The organism is Nonomuraea sp. NPDC059023, from assembly GCF_042740095.1.
Lineage (GTDB): Bacteria > Actinomycetota > Actinomycetes > Streptosporangiales > Streptosporangiaceae > Nonomuraea.
In genome coordinates, this window is record NZ_JBHYIO010000024.1 from 165,433 (window position 1) to 180,299 (window position 14,867).

General features: G+C 72.7%; 16 protein-coding genes. 6 read left to right on the top strand and 10 right to left on the bottom strand.

What is annotated here, in order from left to right; genetic code table 11:
* Positions 1 to 6: 6 nt before the first annotated feature.
* Positions 7 to 558, top strand: coding sequence for a hypothetical protein (locus ACFWYW_RS35260; protein WP_379612890.1), 552 nt, complete (start codon positions 7 to 9; stop codon positions 556 to 558).
* On the opposite strand, the gene ACFWYW_RS35265 is transcribed toward ACFWYW_RS35260, so the two are convergent.
* On the bottom strand, positions 555 to 1,283 hold the full coding sequence (locus ACFWYW_RS35265; RefSeq protein ID WP_379612889.1) for a GntR family transcriptional regulator: 729 nt from the start codon (positions 1,281 to 1,283) through the stop codon (positions 555 to 557). The two genes, ACFWYW_RS35260 and ACFWYW_RS35265, sit on opposite strands and share 4 nt — an antisense overlap.
* Positions 1,284 to 1,354: 71 nt before the next feature.
* Here ACFWYW_RS35265 and ACFWYW_RS35270 point away from each other — a divergent pair, with 71 nt between their 5' ends.
* Genes ACFWYW_RS35270 through ACFWYW_RS35280 form a run of 3 tightly spaced genes read left to right on the top strand, consistent with a single transcriptional unit; the run spans position 1,355 to position 5,017 of the window.
* A complete protein-coding gene (locus ACFWYW_RS35270; RefSeq protein WP_379612888.1) occupies positions 1,355 to 2,038 on the top strand; it encodes a tyrosine-protein phosphatase in 684 nt (227 codons plus the stop codon).
* A complete protein-coding gene (locus ACFWYW_RS35275) occupies positions 2,031 to 3,278 on the top strand; it encodes an MFS transporter (protein WP_379612887.1) in 1,248 nt (415 codons plus the stop codon). Before ACFWYW_RS35270 ends, ACFWYW_RS35275 begins: the two co-directional genes overlap by 8 nt.
* A gap of 14 nt (positions 3,279 to 3,292) precedes the next feature.
* Entirely contained in the window at positions 3,293 to 5,017 is a 1,725-nt protein-coding gene (locus ACFWYW_RS35280) for a glycoside hydrolase family 3 protein (RefSeq protein WP_379612886.1), read from the top strand.
* Here ACFWYW_RS35280 and ACFWYW_RS35285 read toward each other — a convergent pair.
* Genes ACFWYW_RS35285 through ACFWYW_RS35295 form a run of 3 tightly spaced genes read right to left on the bottom strand, consistent with a single transcriptional unit; the run spans position 4,948 to position 6,881 of the window.
* Positions 4,948 to 5,214 carry an alpha/beta fold hydrolase gene (locus ACFWYW_RS35285; protein WP_379612885.1) on the bottom strand — a complete coding sequence of 89 codons (267 nt, stop codon included), beginning with the start codon at positions 5,212 to 5,214 and terminating at the stop codon, positions 4,948 to 4,950. The genes ACFWYW_RS35280 and ACFWYW_RS35285 overlap by 70 nt on opposite strands.
* Positions 5,184 to 5,699 carry an alpha/beta fold hydrolase gene (locus ACFWYW_RS35290; protein WP_379612884.1) on the bottom strand — a complete coding sequence of 172 codons (516 nt, stop codon included), beginning with the start codon at positions 5,697 to 5,699 and terminating at the stop codon, positions 5,184 to 5,186. Before ACFWYW_RS35290 ends, ACFWYW_RS35285 begins: the two co-directional genes overlap by 31 nt.
* A gap of 18 nt (positions 5,700 to 5,717) precedes the next feature.
* Positions 5,718 to 6,881 (bottom strand): MFS transporter, encoded by a 1,164-nt coding sequence (locus tag ACFWYW_RS35295; protein ID WP_379612883.1) that lies wholly within the window; start codon positions 6,879 to 6,881, stop codon positions 5,718 to 5,720.
* An 81-nt stretch (positions 6,882 to 6,962) separates the two neighbouring features.
* Between ACFWYW_RS35295 and ACFWYW_RS35300 the strand changes: the two genes are divergently transcribed.
* Positions 6,963 to 7,823, top strand: a complete 861-nt coding sequence (locus ACFWYW_RS35300; RefSeq protein WP_379612882.1) for a LysR substrate-binding domain-containing protein — start codon at positions 6,963 to 6,965, stop codon at positions 7,821 to 7,823.
* Here the strand turns inward: ACFWYW_RS35300 and ACFWYW_RS35305 are convergent.
* Positions 7,820 to 9,217, bottom strand: coding sequence for an aminopeptidase P family protein (locus ACFWYW_RS35305; protein WP_379612881.1), 1,398 nt, complete (start codon positions 9,215 to 9,217; stop codon positions 7,820 to 7,822). The two genes, ACFWYW_RS35300 and ACFWYW_RS35305, sit on opposite strands and share 4 nt — an antisense overlap.
* A 155-nt stretch (positions 9,218 to 9,372) precedes the next feature.
* On the opposite strand from ACFWYW_RS35305, the gene ACFWYW_RS35310 reads away from it, so the two are divergent.
* Positions 9,373 to 9,801, top strand: coding sequence for a CBS domain-containing protein (locus tag ACFWYW_RS35310; RefSeq protein WP_379612880.1), 429 nt, complete (start codon positions 9,373 to 9,375; stop codon positions 9,799 to 9,801).
* Here the strand turns inward: ACFWYW_RS35310 and ACFWYW_RS35315 are convergent.
* The 5 genes from ACFWYW_RS35315 to ACFWYW_RS35335 are packed head-to-tail and all read right to left on the bottom strand — an operon-like array spanning position 9,737 to position 14,729.
* Positions 9,737 to 10,429, bottom strand: coding sequence for an ABC transporter ATP-binding protein (locus ACFWYW_RS35315; protein ID WP_379612879.1), 693 nt, complete (start codon positions 10,427 to 10,429; stop codon positions 9,737 to 9,739). The genes ACFWYW_RS35310 and ACFWYW_RS35315 overlap by 65 nt on opposite strands.
* On the bottom strand, positions 10,413 to 11,336 hold the full coding sequence (locus ACFWYW_RS35320) for an ABC transporter ATP-binding protein (RefSeq protein ID WP_379612878.1): 924 nt from the start codon (positions 11,334 to 11,336) through the stop codon (positions 10,413 to 10,415). Before ACFWYW_RS35320 ends, ACFWYW_RS35315 begins: the two co-directional genes overlap by 17 nt.
* Positions 11,333 to 12,211: an ABC transporter permease gene (locus tag ACFWYW_RS35325; RefSeq protein ID WP_379612877.1), complete on the bottom strand. Its 879-nt coding sequence runs from the start codon at positions 12,209 to 12,211 to the stop codon at positions 11,333 to 11,335. The genes ACFWYW_RS35320 and ACFWYW_RS35325 overlap by 4 nt, the downstream gene beginning before the upstream one ends.
* Positions 12,208 to 13,170: an ABC transporter permease gene (locus ACFWYW_RS35330; RefSeq protein ID WP_379612876.1), complete on the bottom strand. Its 963-nt coding sequence runs from the start codon at positions 13,168 to 13,170 to the stop codon at positions 12,208 to 12,210. The genes ACFWYW_RS35325 and ACFWYW_RS35330 overlap by 4 nt, the downstream gene beginning before the upstream one ends.
* Entirely contained in the window at positions 13,170 to 14,729 is a 1,560-nt protein-coding gene (locus ACFWYW_RS35335) for an ABC transporter substrate-binding protein (protein ID WP_379612875.1), read from the bottom strand. Before ACFWYW_RS35335 ends, ACFWYW_RS35330 begins: the two co-directional genes overlap by 1 nt.
* Positions 14,730 to 14,867: the final 138 nt, after the last annotated feature.

Genomic DNA, 14,867 nt, shown 5'->3' on the forward strand with positions numbered 1-14,867 from the left:
TGAGTCATGACATCGACAACACTCCTGTGGCTCAGGAACCGCTGGCCCACCGCCCTCGCGCTGGCCATGTCAGCCCTCACCGCCGGTGGCGGCCAATCGGACGCGGCGGTGGGCTCGCTCGCGGGCACGCTGCTGATCCTGCCGCTGCTCTACCTCGTCGTCGCCAAGCTCGGCCGCCGGGAGGCCACCTGGCCGGGGCTCGTGATCGGGCTCGCGCTCGTCGTCGGGCTGCGGATGCTGGACGTGGTCGAGCCGGCGTTCGTGTACGCGGGGATGGCGCTGGTCGTCCTCGTCTGGGGCGCGGTCGACGGGCAGCTCAGGAGCTCCGGGACGCTGCGGGTCCAGGCGGTGGGGATGCTGGCGTTCGGGGTGCTGGCCTTCGCCGGTCTGATCGTCGATCCGGAGATCGGGCGGTATCTGGTGGCGGCGGGGTGGTTCTTCCACGGGGTCTGGGACTTCGTGCACCTCAAGCTCGACAAGGTCGTGGCCCGCAGCTACGCCGAGTGGTGCGGGGTCGTGGACGTGGTCATCGCCGTCCAGCTCGTCTTCATGCTCTAACGCCGGAAGTTCAGGACGAAGCGGATGCGGTCGCCCTGGATGCGGCGCCGTACGAACAGGACGGGCGCGCCGCCGGGGTCGCAGCTGACGCCCTCGCGGACCAGCAGCGGGCTGCCGATGGCCACGCCCAGGTGCTCGGCGTCGCCGATGTCGGCGGCGGTCGCGCTGAAGGCCCGCCAGTCGTACTGCAGGGCCACGCCCAGGGAACGGACCACGTTGCCCTCCGGCGGCAGGCGGCCGGGCAGCAGGTGCTTGGGCAGCCAGTACGTGCTGATGGCCCAGGGCTCCGACTCGATCCAGATGAGCGTGTCGATGCGGGCCAGCTCGCCGGGGCCGCGTCCCAGGTGGGCGGCGGCCTCGCGGTCCTCGGGGGCGTTCGCGGCGGTGGCGGTGGCGACGATGCGCTCGATGGCGCCGTCCACGCCTTCCGCGGGCAGGCCGGCGTGCATGCTGCCCAGGTCGACCCGCTGGCTGAGGGGGTCGACGTCGATGGAGACCCGGGTGACGGGGGAGCGGACGAAGGTTCCGATGCCGCGGCGGATCTCGACGGAGCCGGCCCGGTCGAGTTCCGCGATGGCCTGGCGGATCGTCAGCCGGTTGACGCCGAACTCCGCCGACAGCTCGGGCTCGCTGGGCAGCCGGGATCCGGCGGGCAGGGCGCCCGAGTCGATCCGTTCCTGGAGCGTGCGGGCGAGCCGGAGGTAGACCGGGATGGAGGAACGCATGTTCACCAGCTTGCCATCGGCAGTATTGACCCGCGTCAACTTCAACATCTAGACATCTAGATGTGTCTCTCATGAACTTCCGTGAACCGCTTCCCGGGGCTCTGTTCCGCTCCGCGCAGCCGTTCGCCTCCTGCTGGCCCGGAGCGCTTGAGCAGCTCCGCGGCGTGCGCTCGATCGTGGACTTCCGTGGCGCGGCCGAGCGTGTGCCCGGCGAGTGGGACCGCGTGCCCGGGTGCGTCGTGCACCACCTGCCCCTGGACGTCACCGGGGTGATTCCGCCCATGGAGACCGGTGCCGACCTGGGCGCCTTCTACGTGCGGATGGCGGAGGGCGCGCCCGGCGTCATCGCCGCGGCGGCGGAGATCGTCGCCTTCCAGGGGCCCGTCCTCGTGCACTGCGCGGCGGGCAAGGACCGGACCGGGCTGTTCGTGGCGTTGCTGCTCGACCTGCGGGGCGTGCCCAGGCAGGAGATCGTGGCCGACTACGTGGCGACCGCGGCGGCCCTTCCGGACATCTTCCGGGAACTGGCCGCGGGGCACGCGAGTGTCACCGCGCTGAACGAAGGCGCCGCCGGGCAGGCGGGGGTCGAGGCGCTCCGTGAGCGGCTCGCCAAGATCCCGCCACCGCTGCTCCATGCTCCCGCGGAGGCGATCACCGCCTTCCTCGCCACGATCGGGTCCAGGCACGGCGGCGCGGAGAAGTTCCTGCTGCGCTGTGGCGTCTCACCGGCGGCGATCGCGGCCATCCGTGGCTGAGCTCGTCCTGGTGCGCGCGCCCCGCCGTACCGTCACGGCGCTGCTCGTCACCGAGTTGCTGCTCACCTTCGCCCTTGCCACCCCGCTCATCGCCACCCTCGGGCTCAAGGCCAACGAGATCGACCCGGCCGCCAAGGAGAGCCTGCTCGGCGTGGTCACGGCCGTCGGCGCGCTGGCCGCGTTCCTGCTCAATCCGGTTTTCGGCCACCTGTCCGACCGCACCCGCAGCCGTTACGGCCGCCGCCGCCCCTGGATCGTGGCCGGGCTGGCCGGCGGCGTGCCCGCGGCCGTGGTGATGGCCACCGCGACCGGGACCGCCCAGCTCCTGATCGGCTGGCTGCTGGCCCAGGCGTCCTACAACGCCGCGCTGGCCGCGCTGTCGGCCGTGATCGCCGACCGGGTGCCGCCCGAGCAGCAGGCGACGGTCTCCGGGTTGTTCGGCGCCGCCGGGTTCGCCGGTGTCACGCCGGGGCTGGTCCTCGTGGGCCTGCTGCCGGGCAACGTCGCCGCCCTCTTCCTCATCCCCGCGGGGGCCGGGGCGCTCGGCGGGCTGCTGGCCTGGCGGATGCTGCGCGACGACACCATCCTGCCCGAGGCCGCGCCGGTCAACCTGCGCAGCGTGCTGTCCAGCATGGTCTTCGACCCGCGGCTCTCGCCCAGCTTCACGGTGGTCTGGGTCCAGCGCTTCCTGCTGCAGTTCGCCAACGCGCTCATCGGCACCTTCGGGCTCTTCTACCTGATGAGCCGGCTGGAGATGAGCACCGCCGCGGCGGCCGCGCTGGTCTCGGCCACGGGCCTGCTCTCCCTGCTGCTGAACGTGGCCGCCGCGGGCGTCTCCGGCAAGCTCGCCTCGCGTACGCGGGCGTACCGGGCCTTCATCGTCGTGGCCGGGCTGCTGCTGACCGCCTCGATGCTGGTCAAGATGGTCGCCGACACCGTCTGGCCGATCTACCTGGCCACCGGCCTGGCCGGGATCGGGCTCGGCGTCTTCTACGCCGTCGACCTCGCGCTCGTCATCCGGGTGATGCCCGGCAGCGCGGACTCGGCCCGCTACCTCGGCGTGTTCAACATCGCCAAGGCCCTGCCGCAGTCGATCGCCCCGGCCGTCGCGCCGCTGCTGCTGGCCGTGGGCGGTGACCCGGTCGCGCCGGCGGCGGACAAGAACTACTTCCTGCTCTTCTGCGGTGGCGCCGTCGCGGCCCTGCTCGCCACCGCCCTGACCCCCTTGATCCGGAAATGACGCCTGATTCGGAAATGACGCCTTACAAGAACCCCGCGCTGCCCGTGGAGGACCGGGTCACCGACCTGCTCGGCCGCATGACCCTGGAGGAGAAGGCCGGGCTGATGTGCCACGGCCGCATGTTCCCGGGCTCCGGCGCCGAGCTCGTCACCGAGCGGCACCTCACCCACTTCGCGATGATGCACGTGCCCTCCCCGGCCGAGATGGCCGAGTGGAACAACACGGTCCAGGACCTGGCCGCCGGCACCCGGCTCGGCATCCCCGTCACCTTCTCCTCCGACCCGCGCCACGGCTTCGCCGGCAACCCGGCGACCGCGCACACCGGCGGCGGCTTCAGCCCGGGGCCCGAGCCGATCGGCCTGGCCGCGAGCGACGACCCCGGCCTGGTGGAGCGCTTCGCCGCGATGGCCGGGCGGGAACTGCGCGCGGTGGGCATCCGGCTGGCCCTGCACCCGATGGCCGACCTGGCCACCGAGCCGCGCTGGGCGCGTATCAGCGGAACCTTCGGCGAGGACGCCGGGCGCGCCGCGCGCATGGTCGCCGCCTACATCCGCGGCATGCAGGGCGCGGGCGTCGCCTGCATGGTCAAGCACTTCCCCGGCGGCGGCCCGCAGGCCGCCGGTGAGGACCCGCACTTCTCGTACGGCAGGCACCAGGCCTACCCGGGCGCCAACCTCGACTACCACCTGCGCCCGTTCGCCGCCGCCTTCGCGGCCGGGGTGAGCCAGCTGATGCCGTGCTACGCCATCCCCACCGGCAGCGGCCTGGCCGAGGTCGGCGCCAACTTCAATCACGACGTGATCACCGGCCTGGCCCGCGGCCGGTTCGGCTTCGACGGCGTGGTCTGCACCGACTTCAACGCGCTGACCGGCTTCGAGATCCCGGGCGTGCTCTCCCTGCCGCCGCGCAACTGGGGCGTCGAGCACCTGCCGGTCCCGGACCAGCTGGCGATGATGCTGGAGGCCGGCGTGGACCAGCTCGGCGGCGAAACCCGCCCGGAGCTGCTCACCGAGCTCGTCGGCGCCGGCCGCGTGCCGGAGTCCCGCCTCGACGTCTCCGCGCGCCGGCTCCTGCGCGAGAAGTTCCGGCTCGGGCTCTTCGAGAACCCGTACGCCGACCCGGACGCGGCGAAGCGGCTGGTGGGCGGGCCCGAGCACCGGAGCCTGGGCCGGGAGGCGCAGCGCCGTTCGCTGGTGTGGCTGACCGGCGGCCCGCGCGGCGCGCGGACCCTCTACGTGGAGAACGTCGACCCGGACGTCGCCGCCCGCTACGGGCGGGTGGCCGACCGGCCGGAGGACGCCGACCTGGCGGTGATCCGCCTGACCGCTCCCTACGAGCCGCGGGAGGGACTGCTGGAGTCCCACTTCCACGCGGGCTCGCTGGAGTTCCCCGCCGCCGAGCTCGACCGGCTGCGCGCGGTGGCCGCGAAGGTCCCGGCGGCCTTCTGCGTCCACCTGGATCGCCCGGCAGTCCTGACCGGGCTTGTGCCCGTCGCCGACCGGATGCTGGCCGACTTCGGCGCGGCCGACGAGGTGGTGCTGGACGCGCTGCTAGGCCGGGCGCCGGTGGACGGAGTGCTGCCCTTCGATCTGCCCTCGTCCATGCGGGCGGTGCGCGAGTCGCGCGAGGACGTGCCGTTCGACACCCGCGACCCGCTCTTCACCGCCGGTCACCCCGGCGCGTCGGCCAGGAAGTCGAGCACCAGCGGTCCCGCCTCCTCGCGGAACTCCTCGAAGTAGGCGTGCCGCGCGCCCCTGATCAGGTGCATCCTGGCCCCCGGGATGCGCTCGGTCAGCAGGGGCGCGTTGGCCGCCGGGTTGAACAGGTCGTCGGTGCCGTGCACGACGAGCGTCGGCGCGATGATGCGGGGCAGCGCGTCCCACGCGTCGTGCCGGGCGCTGGCGGTCAGGTGGCGGCGGCGGGCGTAGGAGGGCACATGCCGGGGTCCCCGACCGTGTGGTACGGCCCGGCGTGCCCGGCCAGCCACTCCGGGGTGTACATCAGCTCCAGCGTGTACCGCCCGGCCCCGGGCGCGGCCAGTGCCCTGCGCACCTCCTGCGAGCGCTCCACGCCGTGGGCGCCGCCCGGCGAGGTGCACCCGAGCACCAGCGCGCGTACCCGGCCGGGGTGGTCGGCCGCGACCCACTGCGCGACCCGGCCGCCCATGGAGGTGCCGTAGACGGCGGCGCGCTCGATGCCGAGCTCGTCGAGCACCCGCACCACGTCGGCGGCGAAGCCCCGCGTCGAGTAGCGGATGTCGGGCTTGTCGCTGTCGCCGGTGCCGGGCCAGTCGAGCGTGATCGTGGTGTGCCGGGTCTCGAAGTCCTCCCGGACGCTCTCCCACCACAGGTGCGAGTTGGCCTGCCCGGCCAGCAGCACCAGGGGCTCGCCGCCGCCGCGTACCTGATGAGCGATGTACACCACGGAACTCTAGCTCCTTCACCGTGCGTCGAACCGGCGCGCCAGGACCGCCAGCAGCCCCGCGCCGGTGGCCAGCGCGGCCGAGACCATGATCACGCTGGACCAGCCGCCGCTCTCCCACCGCTGGGCGGCCAGCGCCCCGAACACCGAGCTGCCCGCGTAGTACGCCAGCAGGTACAGGCCCGCCGCCTGCCCCACACCCACGCCCACCCGCTGCGCGCGGTCCGAGACCCAGCCGCTGACCAGCGAGTGCGTGCCGAGGAAGGCGAAGGTCAGCACCGCCACCCCGGCCGCGATCGCGGGCAGCTGGGGCGCGGCGGTGAGCAGCGTCCCGGCCAGCAGCAGCGCCACGCCGAGCAGGACCGTCGCGCCCCGGCCCCGGCGCAGCGCGAGCCGTCCGGCCGCGATGGGCGCCGGCACGCCGAAGGGGTAGGCGAGGAAGACCAGCACCCCCGCCCCGCCCAGCAGGTACGGCGCCGCCTCCAGCCGGAAGGTGAGCGCGTTCCACAACCCCACGAACGCGCCCATGGTCGCCGCCCCGACCAGGCACAACGCCACCAATGCAGGGTCGCGGAGCGTCAGCGCGGTGTTGCGGGCCAGGCCGCGCAGGCTCGGCGTGGACCGGGTGAAGCCGCGCGAGGGCGGCAGCAGTACCCACAGACCGGCCGCGCAGACGAGCATGACGCCGCCGACGGCCAGCGTGGCGCCCTGCCAGCCCCACAGCGCGTGCACGGGGCCGGGCAGCAGCCGCGCGGCGGCGCCGCCGACGGCGGTGCCCATGACGAAGGTGGCGTTGGCGCGCACGTGTGCCTGCGGCGGGGTCTCCTCGCGCAGGTAGGCCAGCGCCACGGCGGGCAGCCCGGCCAGCGTGATCCCCTCAAGGCCGCGCAGCACGAGCAGCGCGTGCCAGGTCGGCGCGAACGCGCCGGCGATCCCGAGCACCGCGGAGCCGAGCAGGGAGGCGCGCATGATGGCCACGCGGCCGGTCATGTCGGAGATCGGGCCGACGAACAGCAGCGCGAGCGCCATCGTGATCGTGGTCAGCGACAGCGCCGCCGTGGACTCGGCGGGGGAGACGCCGAAGCGGGCGGCGATCCCGGGCAGCAGGGGCTGGACGTAGTAGAGGGCCAGGAAGTTCGCCAGGCCGCCGAACATCAACGCATATCTCACGCGGCGGATCACGGCCACGATGCTGCCCGGTCTCGCCTGATGCTCAAAATGCACTGGTTGACGCTGCTGATGCGTCTGGCGCATCATCGCTGGATGGACGTGCAGACGCTGCGCTGGTTCCTGTCGTTGTGCGAGACCGAGAACATGCGCGACACCGCGGCGCTGGAGCGCGTCAACCAGTCGACGCTCTCGCGGGCGCTGGCCAGGCTGGAGGCCGACCTCGGGGCCGAGTTGTTCCACCGGCACGGGCGGCGGCTGGCCGTGAACCGGTTCGGCACCCTGTTTCGCGAGCACGCGGCGCGCGCGGTCGCCGAGCTGACCGAGGCGCGCGCCCGGATCGAGGCCCTGACCGATCCGGGCACCGGCCTGATCCGGCTCGGGTTCCTGCACTCGGTGGGGCGCTGGCTGGTGCCCGAGGTGCTGCGCGAGCACCGGGACCGGACGCCGGGCATCCGCTTCGAGCTGCGGCAGGGGTTCGGCAGGGAACTGTACGCGTGGCTTCAGCAGGGCGACATCGACGCCGCCCTGGTGACGCCGCCGCCGCAGGCGCACCCGGCCCGCTGGCACGGGCTGCGCGAGCAGCAGTTGTGCATCGCGCTGCCGGTCGAGCACCCGCTGGCCGTACCGGGGCTGCGGCTGCGTGAGGTACGGCGGGAGCCGTTCATCGCGTTCGCGCCCACGACGGACCTGCGGCACGTCATCGACCGGCTGTGCCGGGCGGCCGGGTTCCAGCCGGTGATCGCCTTCGAGAGCGAGGAGATCGCGACCGTGCGCGGCCTCATCGCCGCCGGGCTGGGCGTCGGCATCCTGCCCGGACCGGCGGTGCCGGAGCACGACGACCCCGTCTACCTGCCGCTCGTGCCCGCCCAGCAGCGGCCCATCGGCGTCGCCTGGGACGCCCGCGCCACCCCCACACCGGCGGTGGCGCGCTTCCTGACCACCCTGGGCGCCTAGGACAGCAGGGTGGCCATCCAGCCCTCGATCTCGTCCGGGTGGCGGGGGAGGGCGGCGGACATGAGGCGGGCTCCGTCACGGGTGATGACGAGGTCGTCCTCGATGCGCACCCCGATGCCCCTGAACTCCGCGGGCAGCGTGAGGTCGTCGGGCTGCAGGTAGAGGCCGGGCTCGACGGTGAGCACCTGGCCCTCCTCCAGCACGCCGTCCAGGTAGACCTCGGAGCGGGCTCTGGCGCAGTCGTGCACGTCCAGGCCGAGCATGTGGCCGCTGCTGCACAGTGTGTAGCGGCGGTAGAGACCGCTGTCCATGAGCTCGTCGGCCGAGCCCCTCAGCAGGCCCCAGTCCCGCAGGCCCTCGGCGATCACCCGCATGGCGGCCAGGTGGAAGTCACGGAAGCGGGCGCCGGGACGCAGCGCGGCGATCCCGGCGTTCTGCGCCTCGTACACCAGCGTGTACACCTGGCGCTGCACCGGGCTGAAGCGGCCCGACAGCGGCAGCGTGCGGGTGATGTCGGCGGTGTAGAGGCTGTCGGCCTCGACTCCGGCGTCCATGAGCAGCAGCTCACTCGGGTCGAGGCGGCCGTCGTTGCGGATCCAGTGGAGCACGCAGGCGTGCGCGCCGGAGGCCACGATGCTGTCGTAGCCGACCGCGTTGCCCTCCAGCCGCGAGCGCAGCCCGAAGATGCCCTCCAGGTAGCGCTCGCCGCGGGTGTGCCGCAGGGCCTCGGGCAGGGCGCGGACCACGTCCTCGAAGCCGCGTACGCTGGCGTCCACGGCCCCCTGCAGCTCGCCGATCTCCCACTCGTCCTTGACCAGCCGCATCTCCGACAGGAAGGTCGCGAGGTCCGCGTCGCCCTCGCCGGGCGCGACGGCCGCGTCCACCACCGGGTCCACGCCGCGCAGCACGCGCGCCGGTCCGGCCGGGCGGAAGTCGTGGATGTCCGCGCACTCCACCTGGTAGAGCCGCTCGGCCTCGGCCAGGTCGGGGCGGCGGCCCACCCAGAACTCGCCGTAGCGCCGGTCGCGGTAGAACGCCTCCGAGCCCTCCTCGCGCGGCGAGCGCGGGCGCAGATACAGCCTGGCCTGCCCGTCGGGCTCGATCACCAGCACGTCGTCCGGCTCGCTCGCGCCGGTCAGATAGGAGTACGCGCTGTGCGGCCGGAACCGGTGGTCGCTGTCGTTGCTGCGTACCCGGAGCACCCCCGCCGGCACGATCAGCCGCTCGCCCGGGAATCGGGCGGCCAGGGCGGCCCTGCGCTTGGCCGCCCAGGGCGCGATGGGCAGCGCGCTCAGGTCGGTACGCCGGGTGTCGGCCCAGCCGGTGCGCATGAAGGCGGCCAGTTCTTCGGTGATGGGCAGGTCGTGGCTACCGGTGTTCAGCTGCTCGTTCATCGCTTCCCTGCGCTGCGGTCGGAGAGTGGTATTTCACATATTAATAGGGCATCGGCGCGGCAAGCCAGCCTACTTGCCGACGGATGAGGGCACGGAGTGCTTAACCCAGGCGTTGAGCGGGGAAAGACCCTCCTACGAGAGCCGAGGTGGTGCAGATGCTCATTGGAACTATCTTGCGCAACAAGGGCAACGACGTGATGACGGTGGCACCCGGAGCCACGGTCAGGGACCTGCTGGCACAGCTCGCCGAACACAACATCGGCGCCGTCGTCGTCTCAGCCGACGGCGAGACGATCGACGGCATCGTCTCGGAACGCGACGTCGTCCGCCGCCTGCACGACCAGGGCGCCGCCGTCCTGGAGGCCGAGGTCGCGACGATCATGACGACGGAGGTCCGCACCGTCGGGCCCAACGCCAACGTCGACGAGCTGCGCCGGATCATGACGACTCACCGCTTCCGCCACATGCCCGTCGTCGACCAGGGCCGCCTGGTCGGCATCGTGAGCATCGGCGACGTGGTCAAGAGCGCGATAGAGGAGCTGGAGACGGAGAAGGCGTCCCTGGTGGACTACCTGCACCGGTGAGCTCGGCCCGGCTGCCGGCCCAGCGGTCCAGCAGGACCTCGTCGTGGCTGATGGCCAGCACGCCGGCTCCCGTCCTGTCGCGGTAGGCGTTGACCACCGCGACCAGATGAGCCTGCGTGGAAGCGTCCAGCATCGTGGTCATCTCATCACAGATCAGGTAGCCGGGATCCAGCGTCAGCGCCCGCGCCAGGCAGGCCCGCTGCAGCTGGCCGTCCGACACCTCGTGCGGGCGGCGGGTCAGCAGGTCGCCGGTCAGCCCCACCTCGGCGGCCAGCGCGCTCACCCGCGACTCGTCGGTACGCCCCATGGCCGCCAGCGGCTCGGCGACGATCTCGCGCAGCCGCAGCTTCGGATCCACCGCCAGCCGGGGCTGCTGGTAGAGCAGCGCAACCCGGGTCCGCAGCTCGCGCGGCGCCCGCTGCCGCCAGCCGCGCACCGGCGTGCCGTCCACGCTCAGCGCGCCGCCCGCCGGGCGCAGCATCATCGCCAGCACCCTGGCCAGCGTCGACTTGCCGCAGCCGCTCGGGCCGCCCAGCCCCACCACCTCGCCGGGCGGCAGGTCGAACGAGACCCGGTCCAGGACCGTCCGCCGGCCGTACCTCACGGTGATCTCATGCGCGCGCAACATGTCCGGCCCTCCAGCAGGCGACGCCGTCCTCCAGCGCGGGGACGGTACGGCAGGCGTCGGCGGCCCGCGGGCAGCGGGGCGCGAACGCGCAGCCGTCGGGCAGAGCGGTCAGCTCGGGCGGCAGCCCGGCAATCGGGACGAACGCCCGGTCGGGCTGCGCGTCGACCAGCCCGGCCGTGTAGGGGTGGCGCGGACGTTCCAGGATCTGCTCGGCAGGGCCGGCCTCGACCAGGCGGCTGGCGTACATGACCGCGATGTCGTCGGCCACCCGCTCGGCCGCGCGCAGGTCGTGCGTGATCAGCAGCACCGCGCGGCCCTCGTCACACAGCTCGCGCAGCACGTCCATGGCCCGCTCCACCAGGGGGCGGTCCAGGCCGGTCGTGGGCTCGTCGGCCAGCAGCAGCCCAGGGTCGCCGGCCAGCGCGATCGCGTTGGCGACCCGCTGAGCCATCCCGCCGGACAGCTCGTGCGGGTAACGGTCGAGGTCCCTGGCGCTCAGGCCGAAGCGCTCGGCCAGCTCGTCGGCGGTGTGCCGGGCGCCGAGCTCCCTACAGGCCTCGGCGAGCTGCGCCCGCGCGGTCCGCACGGGGGTCAGGTGCGTGGCCGGGCTCTGCGGGATCAGCCCGATCATGCGCCCGCGCACCCTTTTCGCCAGTACGGCCGGCGCCGCCGACAGCAGGTCGAGCGGCTCGCCTCCGGCGTGGAGACGGGCGGAGCCGGTGATGGTGGCGTTGGCCGGCAGCAGGCCCAGCAGCGCGTGCGCGAGCACGGACTTGCCGCAGCCCGACTCACCGACCAGGGCCAGGCAGCGGCCGGGCCGTACCTCGAAGGAGGCCTCTGTGACGGCCCGCACCACCGCGCCCGGGACGCGGAAGCGGACCGACAGGCCGGACACGTCGAGCTTCACAGTGACAGCTCCGATCGGGTGCGCGGGTTGAGACGGTCGCGCCAGTGCTGGGTGAGCACCGAGACCGCCAGCGTCGGCACGAGGATGAACAGGCCGGGCGCGAAGCTCGACCACCAGTCGCCCGACAACAGCGAGCGCTGGCCGTCGTTGATCATGTTGCCCAGCGAGGCCAGATGCGGCGGCAGGCCCAGGCCCAGGAAGCTGAGCGCGGTCTCGTGCCAGATCGCGTGCGGCACCATCAGCACGGTGGCCAGCAGCAGGTGCGGCGCCAGGTGGGGCAGCAGGTGCCGCCTGACCACCCGGGCGCGGCTCGCGCCCCCGGAGATCGCCGCCTCCACGAACGGGCGCTCGCGCAGCGACAGCACCTCCGAGCGCACGATCCGCGCGGCGGTCGTCCAGTGGGTCACGCCCACCGAGACGATCACCGCGTACGGGCTCGGCGCGAACATCGCCACGATGAAGATGCCGAGCAGCAGATGGGGCAGCGCGGAGAAGCCGTCCACCACCCGCATGAGCAGGCGGTCGGGCAGACCCCCGAGACTGCCCGCCGCCAGTCCGAGCAGGCCGCCGATGACCATGCTGACCAGCGCGGCCACCAAGCCGACCAGGAACGAGACGCGCAGCCCGTACAGCGAGCGCAGCAGCACGTCGCGGCCCATCTCGTCGGTCCCGAGCGGGTGCGTGAGCGACGGCGCCAGGCCCGCCGAGCGCAGGTCGACCAGTTGCTGGTCGAGCTGGACGATCGGCGGCACCACCAGCACGGCCAGCGCGAGCACGCCCAGCGTGATCGCGGCCGCCCACACGCCCTTGCGGCGGACCTTCACCACCGCCACGTCCGCCGTCGTGTCCGCCGCCGCCATGTTCGCCGTGCTCATGAAGTCGCCACCCTCGGGTCGGCCAGCCGGTAGGCCAGGTCGGCCACGAGGTTGCCGGTCAGCACCGCGACGGTGCCGAGCAGCGTCAGCACCGCCAGCAGCGGGAAGTCCACCGCCAGCGCCGCCTGCACCGAGGTCGAGGCCACCCCCGGCCAGGAGAAGACGGTCTCCACCAGGATCGCGCCGGTGACGAGCTCGGGGATGCGGGCGCCCAGCAGCGTCAGGAACGGCAGCAGCGCCGAGCGCAGCGCGTGCCGGATCAGCACCGTGCGTTCCTTGAGCCCGCGGGCCCTGGCGCCGGTGACGAAGTCCTCGCGCAGGGTGCCGATCACCGACTCGCGCACGTACAGCACCAGCCACGACGACTGCGAGACCGCCAGCACCGTCACCGGCAGCACCATGTGCCTGGCCACGTCGAGCGGGTCCACGGTGGTCGAGGCGGCGTCGGTGAGGCCGCCCGCCGGCAGCCAGCCGAGCTTGACGGAGAAGACGTAGACGACCAGCAGCGCCAGCCAGAACACCGGCGCGGACTCGTTGGCGAACGCGGCGCCGGTGATCACCCGGTCCAGGGCGCCGCCCTGCCGCCAGGCGGCCAGCGTGCCCACGACCAGGCTGCCGGCCAGCATCAGCACGATCGCCGAGCCGGTCGCCAGCAGCGTCCACGGCAGGCGCTCGGTCACCACGTCCAGGACCGGGCGGTGGAAGGAGCGCGACTCGCCCAGGTCGCCCTGGACGAGGTTGCCGAGCCAGGTGGCGTACTGCTCCATGATCGGCCGGTCGAGCGCCCAGTTGGCCCGGATCTGGGCGACGACCTCGGGAGAGGTGGTCATCGCCCGATCACCCAGATACTGCCGGACCGGGTCGAACGGCGAGGCGCTGGCCAGCGCGAACATCCCGATCGTGACCATGATCAGGACGGGCACGGCGAACGCCAGCCGCCACAGGACGAGGCGGAGCATCAGGCGCCGGGCTTCCAGGTGTGGATGTCACGGAACAGTCCGCCGGTCGCGTGCTCGTGGGCGTCGACGCTCTGCTGAATGCCCTGGTAGGAGCCGCGCACCACGTAGACGTGCTTGAGGAAGGCCAGGTAGGTCCAGGCCTCGTCCTCGCGGATGAGCTTCTGGAACTCGTCGTAGGCCTGCTTGCGCACCGCCGGGTCGGCCGACTCGCGGCCCTTCTCCAGGAGCTTGTCCACGGCCGGGTTGTCGTAGTGGCCGGGGTTGAAGAAGCCCTTGCCCGCCTGGGAGGAGTGGAACAGGTCGTAGTTGATGTAGTCGGGGTCGTACGGCGAGCCGTACCCCATCATGAGGGCGTCCTGGGCCATGCGGGGCTCGATGGCGTCCCAGTCGAGACCGGCCAGCTTCACCTCGATGCCCGCCTTCTTGGCGTCGGAGGCGGCGGCCAGGGAGAGCTCCTTGCGCAGCGAGTCGCCAGCCGGGTACATGAGCGTGAAGCTCGCCTTGGTGCCGCCCTTGGCGCGGATGCCGTCGGCGCCGGGCTTCCATCCGGCGTCGTCGAGCAGCTTCGAGGCCTGCGGGAGGTCGGCGGCCGGGTTGCCGGTGATCTCCTTGTTGTGCCAGGCGATGTCGTGCGGCACCGGGCCGAAGGCGGGCTCGCCGGCGCCGGCGAGGATGGAGTCGACCATCGCCTGCCGGTCCACGGCCAGGCTGAACGCCTTCCTGATCGCCTTGTCGCCGGTCACCGCGGGCTTCGACGGGAACATGATGCCCCGGTAGTCCGCGCTGTGCTGCTTGTACACGGTCAGGCCCTGCTGGCCCTCGAAGCGCTTGGCCGCCTTCGGCGGGAGCACGGTCGCGTCGAACTCGCCGGCCGCCAGGCGCGTGGAACGCACGTTGTCGTCCGGGGCGAAGGCGACCACGACCTTCTTGATGGCCGGGGCGCCGCCCCAGTACTTCTCGTTGGCGGCCAGCGAGATCTTGTCGCCGGGGGTCCACTGGGTGAAGGTGTACGGGCCGGTGCCCACGGGCTTGGCCGGGTCGATGCCGCCGTCGGGCACGATGCCGAGCGTGGTGCGCTGGGTGAGCGGCGCGTAGGGGTACTTGAGCGTGAACTCGACCGTCCTGGCGTCCGGCGCGGCGACCTTGTCGATGGCCGCGTAGTCGCCGGAGATCGGGGAGCTCGCCTTGGGGTCCAGGACGGTGGTGTAGGTGTAGACGACGTCCTTGCTGGTGAGAGCGCGGCCGTCGTGGAAGGTGACGCCGTCGCGCAGCTTGAAGGTGACCTTCTTGCCGTCGGGCGAGGTGACCGGGGGCTCGGCCGCCAGCGCCGGCTTCAGCGAGAGGTCGGGGGACCTGGACATGAGGCCGTCGAACATCAGCGAGCCGCCGTCGGCCGCGTAGCCGAGGATCGGGCTGAGGTTCTCGAACTCCGAGCTGATGCCGATGACGAAGGTGTCGTCGCCCTTGTTCTGGGCGCCTGGCTGTGCCGGGCCGGCCGGCGCGGAACAGGCGGTGAGCGCGGCGATGGACAGCACGGCGGCGGGCCGGGCCAGCCTCATGGGGAACCTCCGGGGAAGGGTAGGACTCCGGCGAGCATAATCTGCACCTGCGAACTTGTCGCAATAAGGGGGGTTGTTACGGGGTAGGTGAGGCGTGGGAGTCTTGTCCGGTGACGTACGGGCCTCCCGAACCACCCC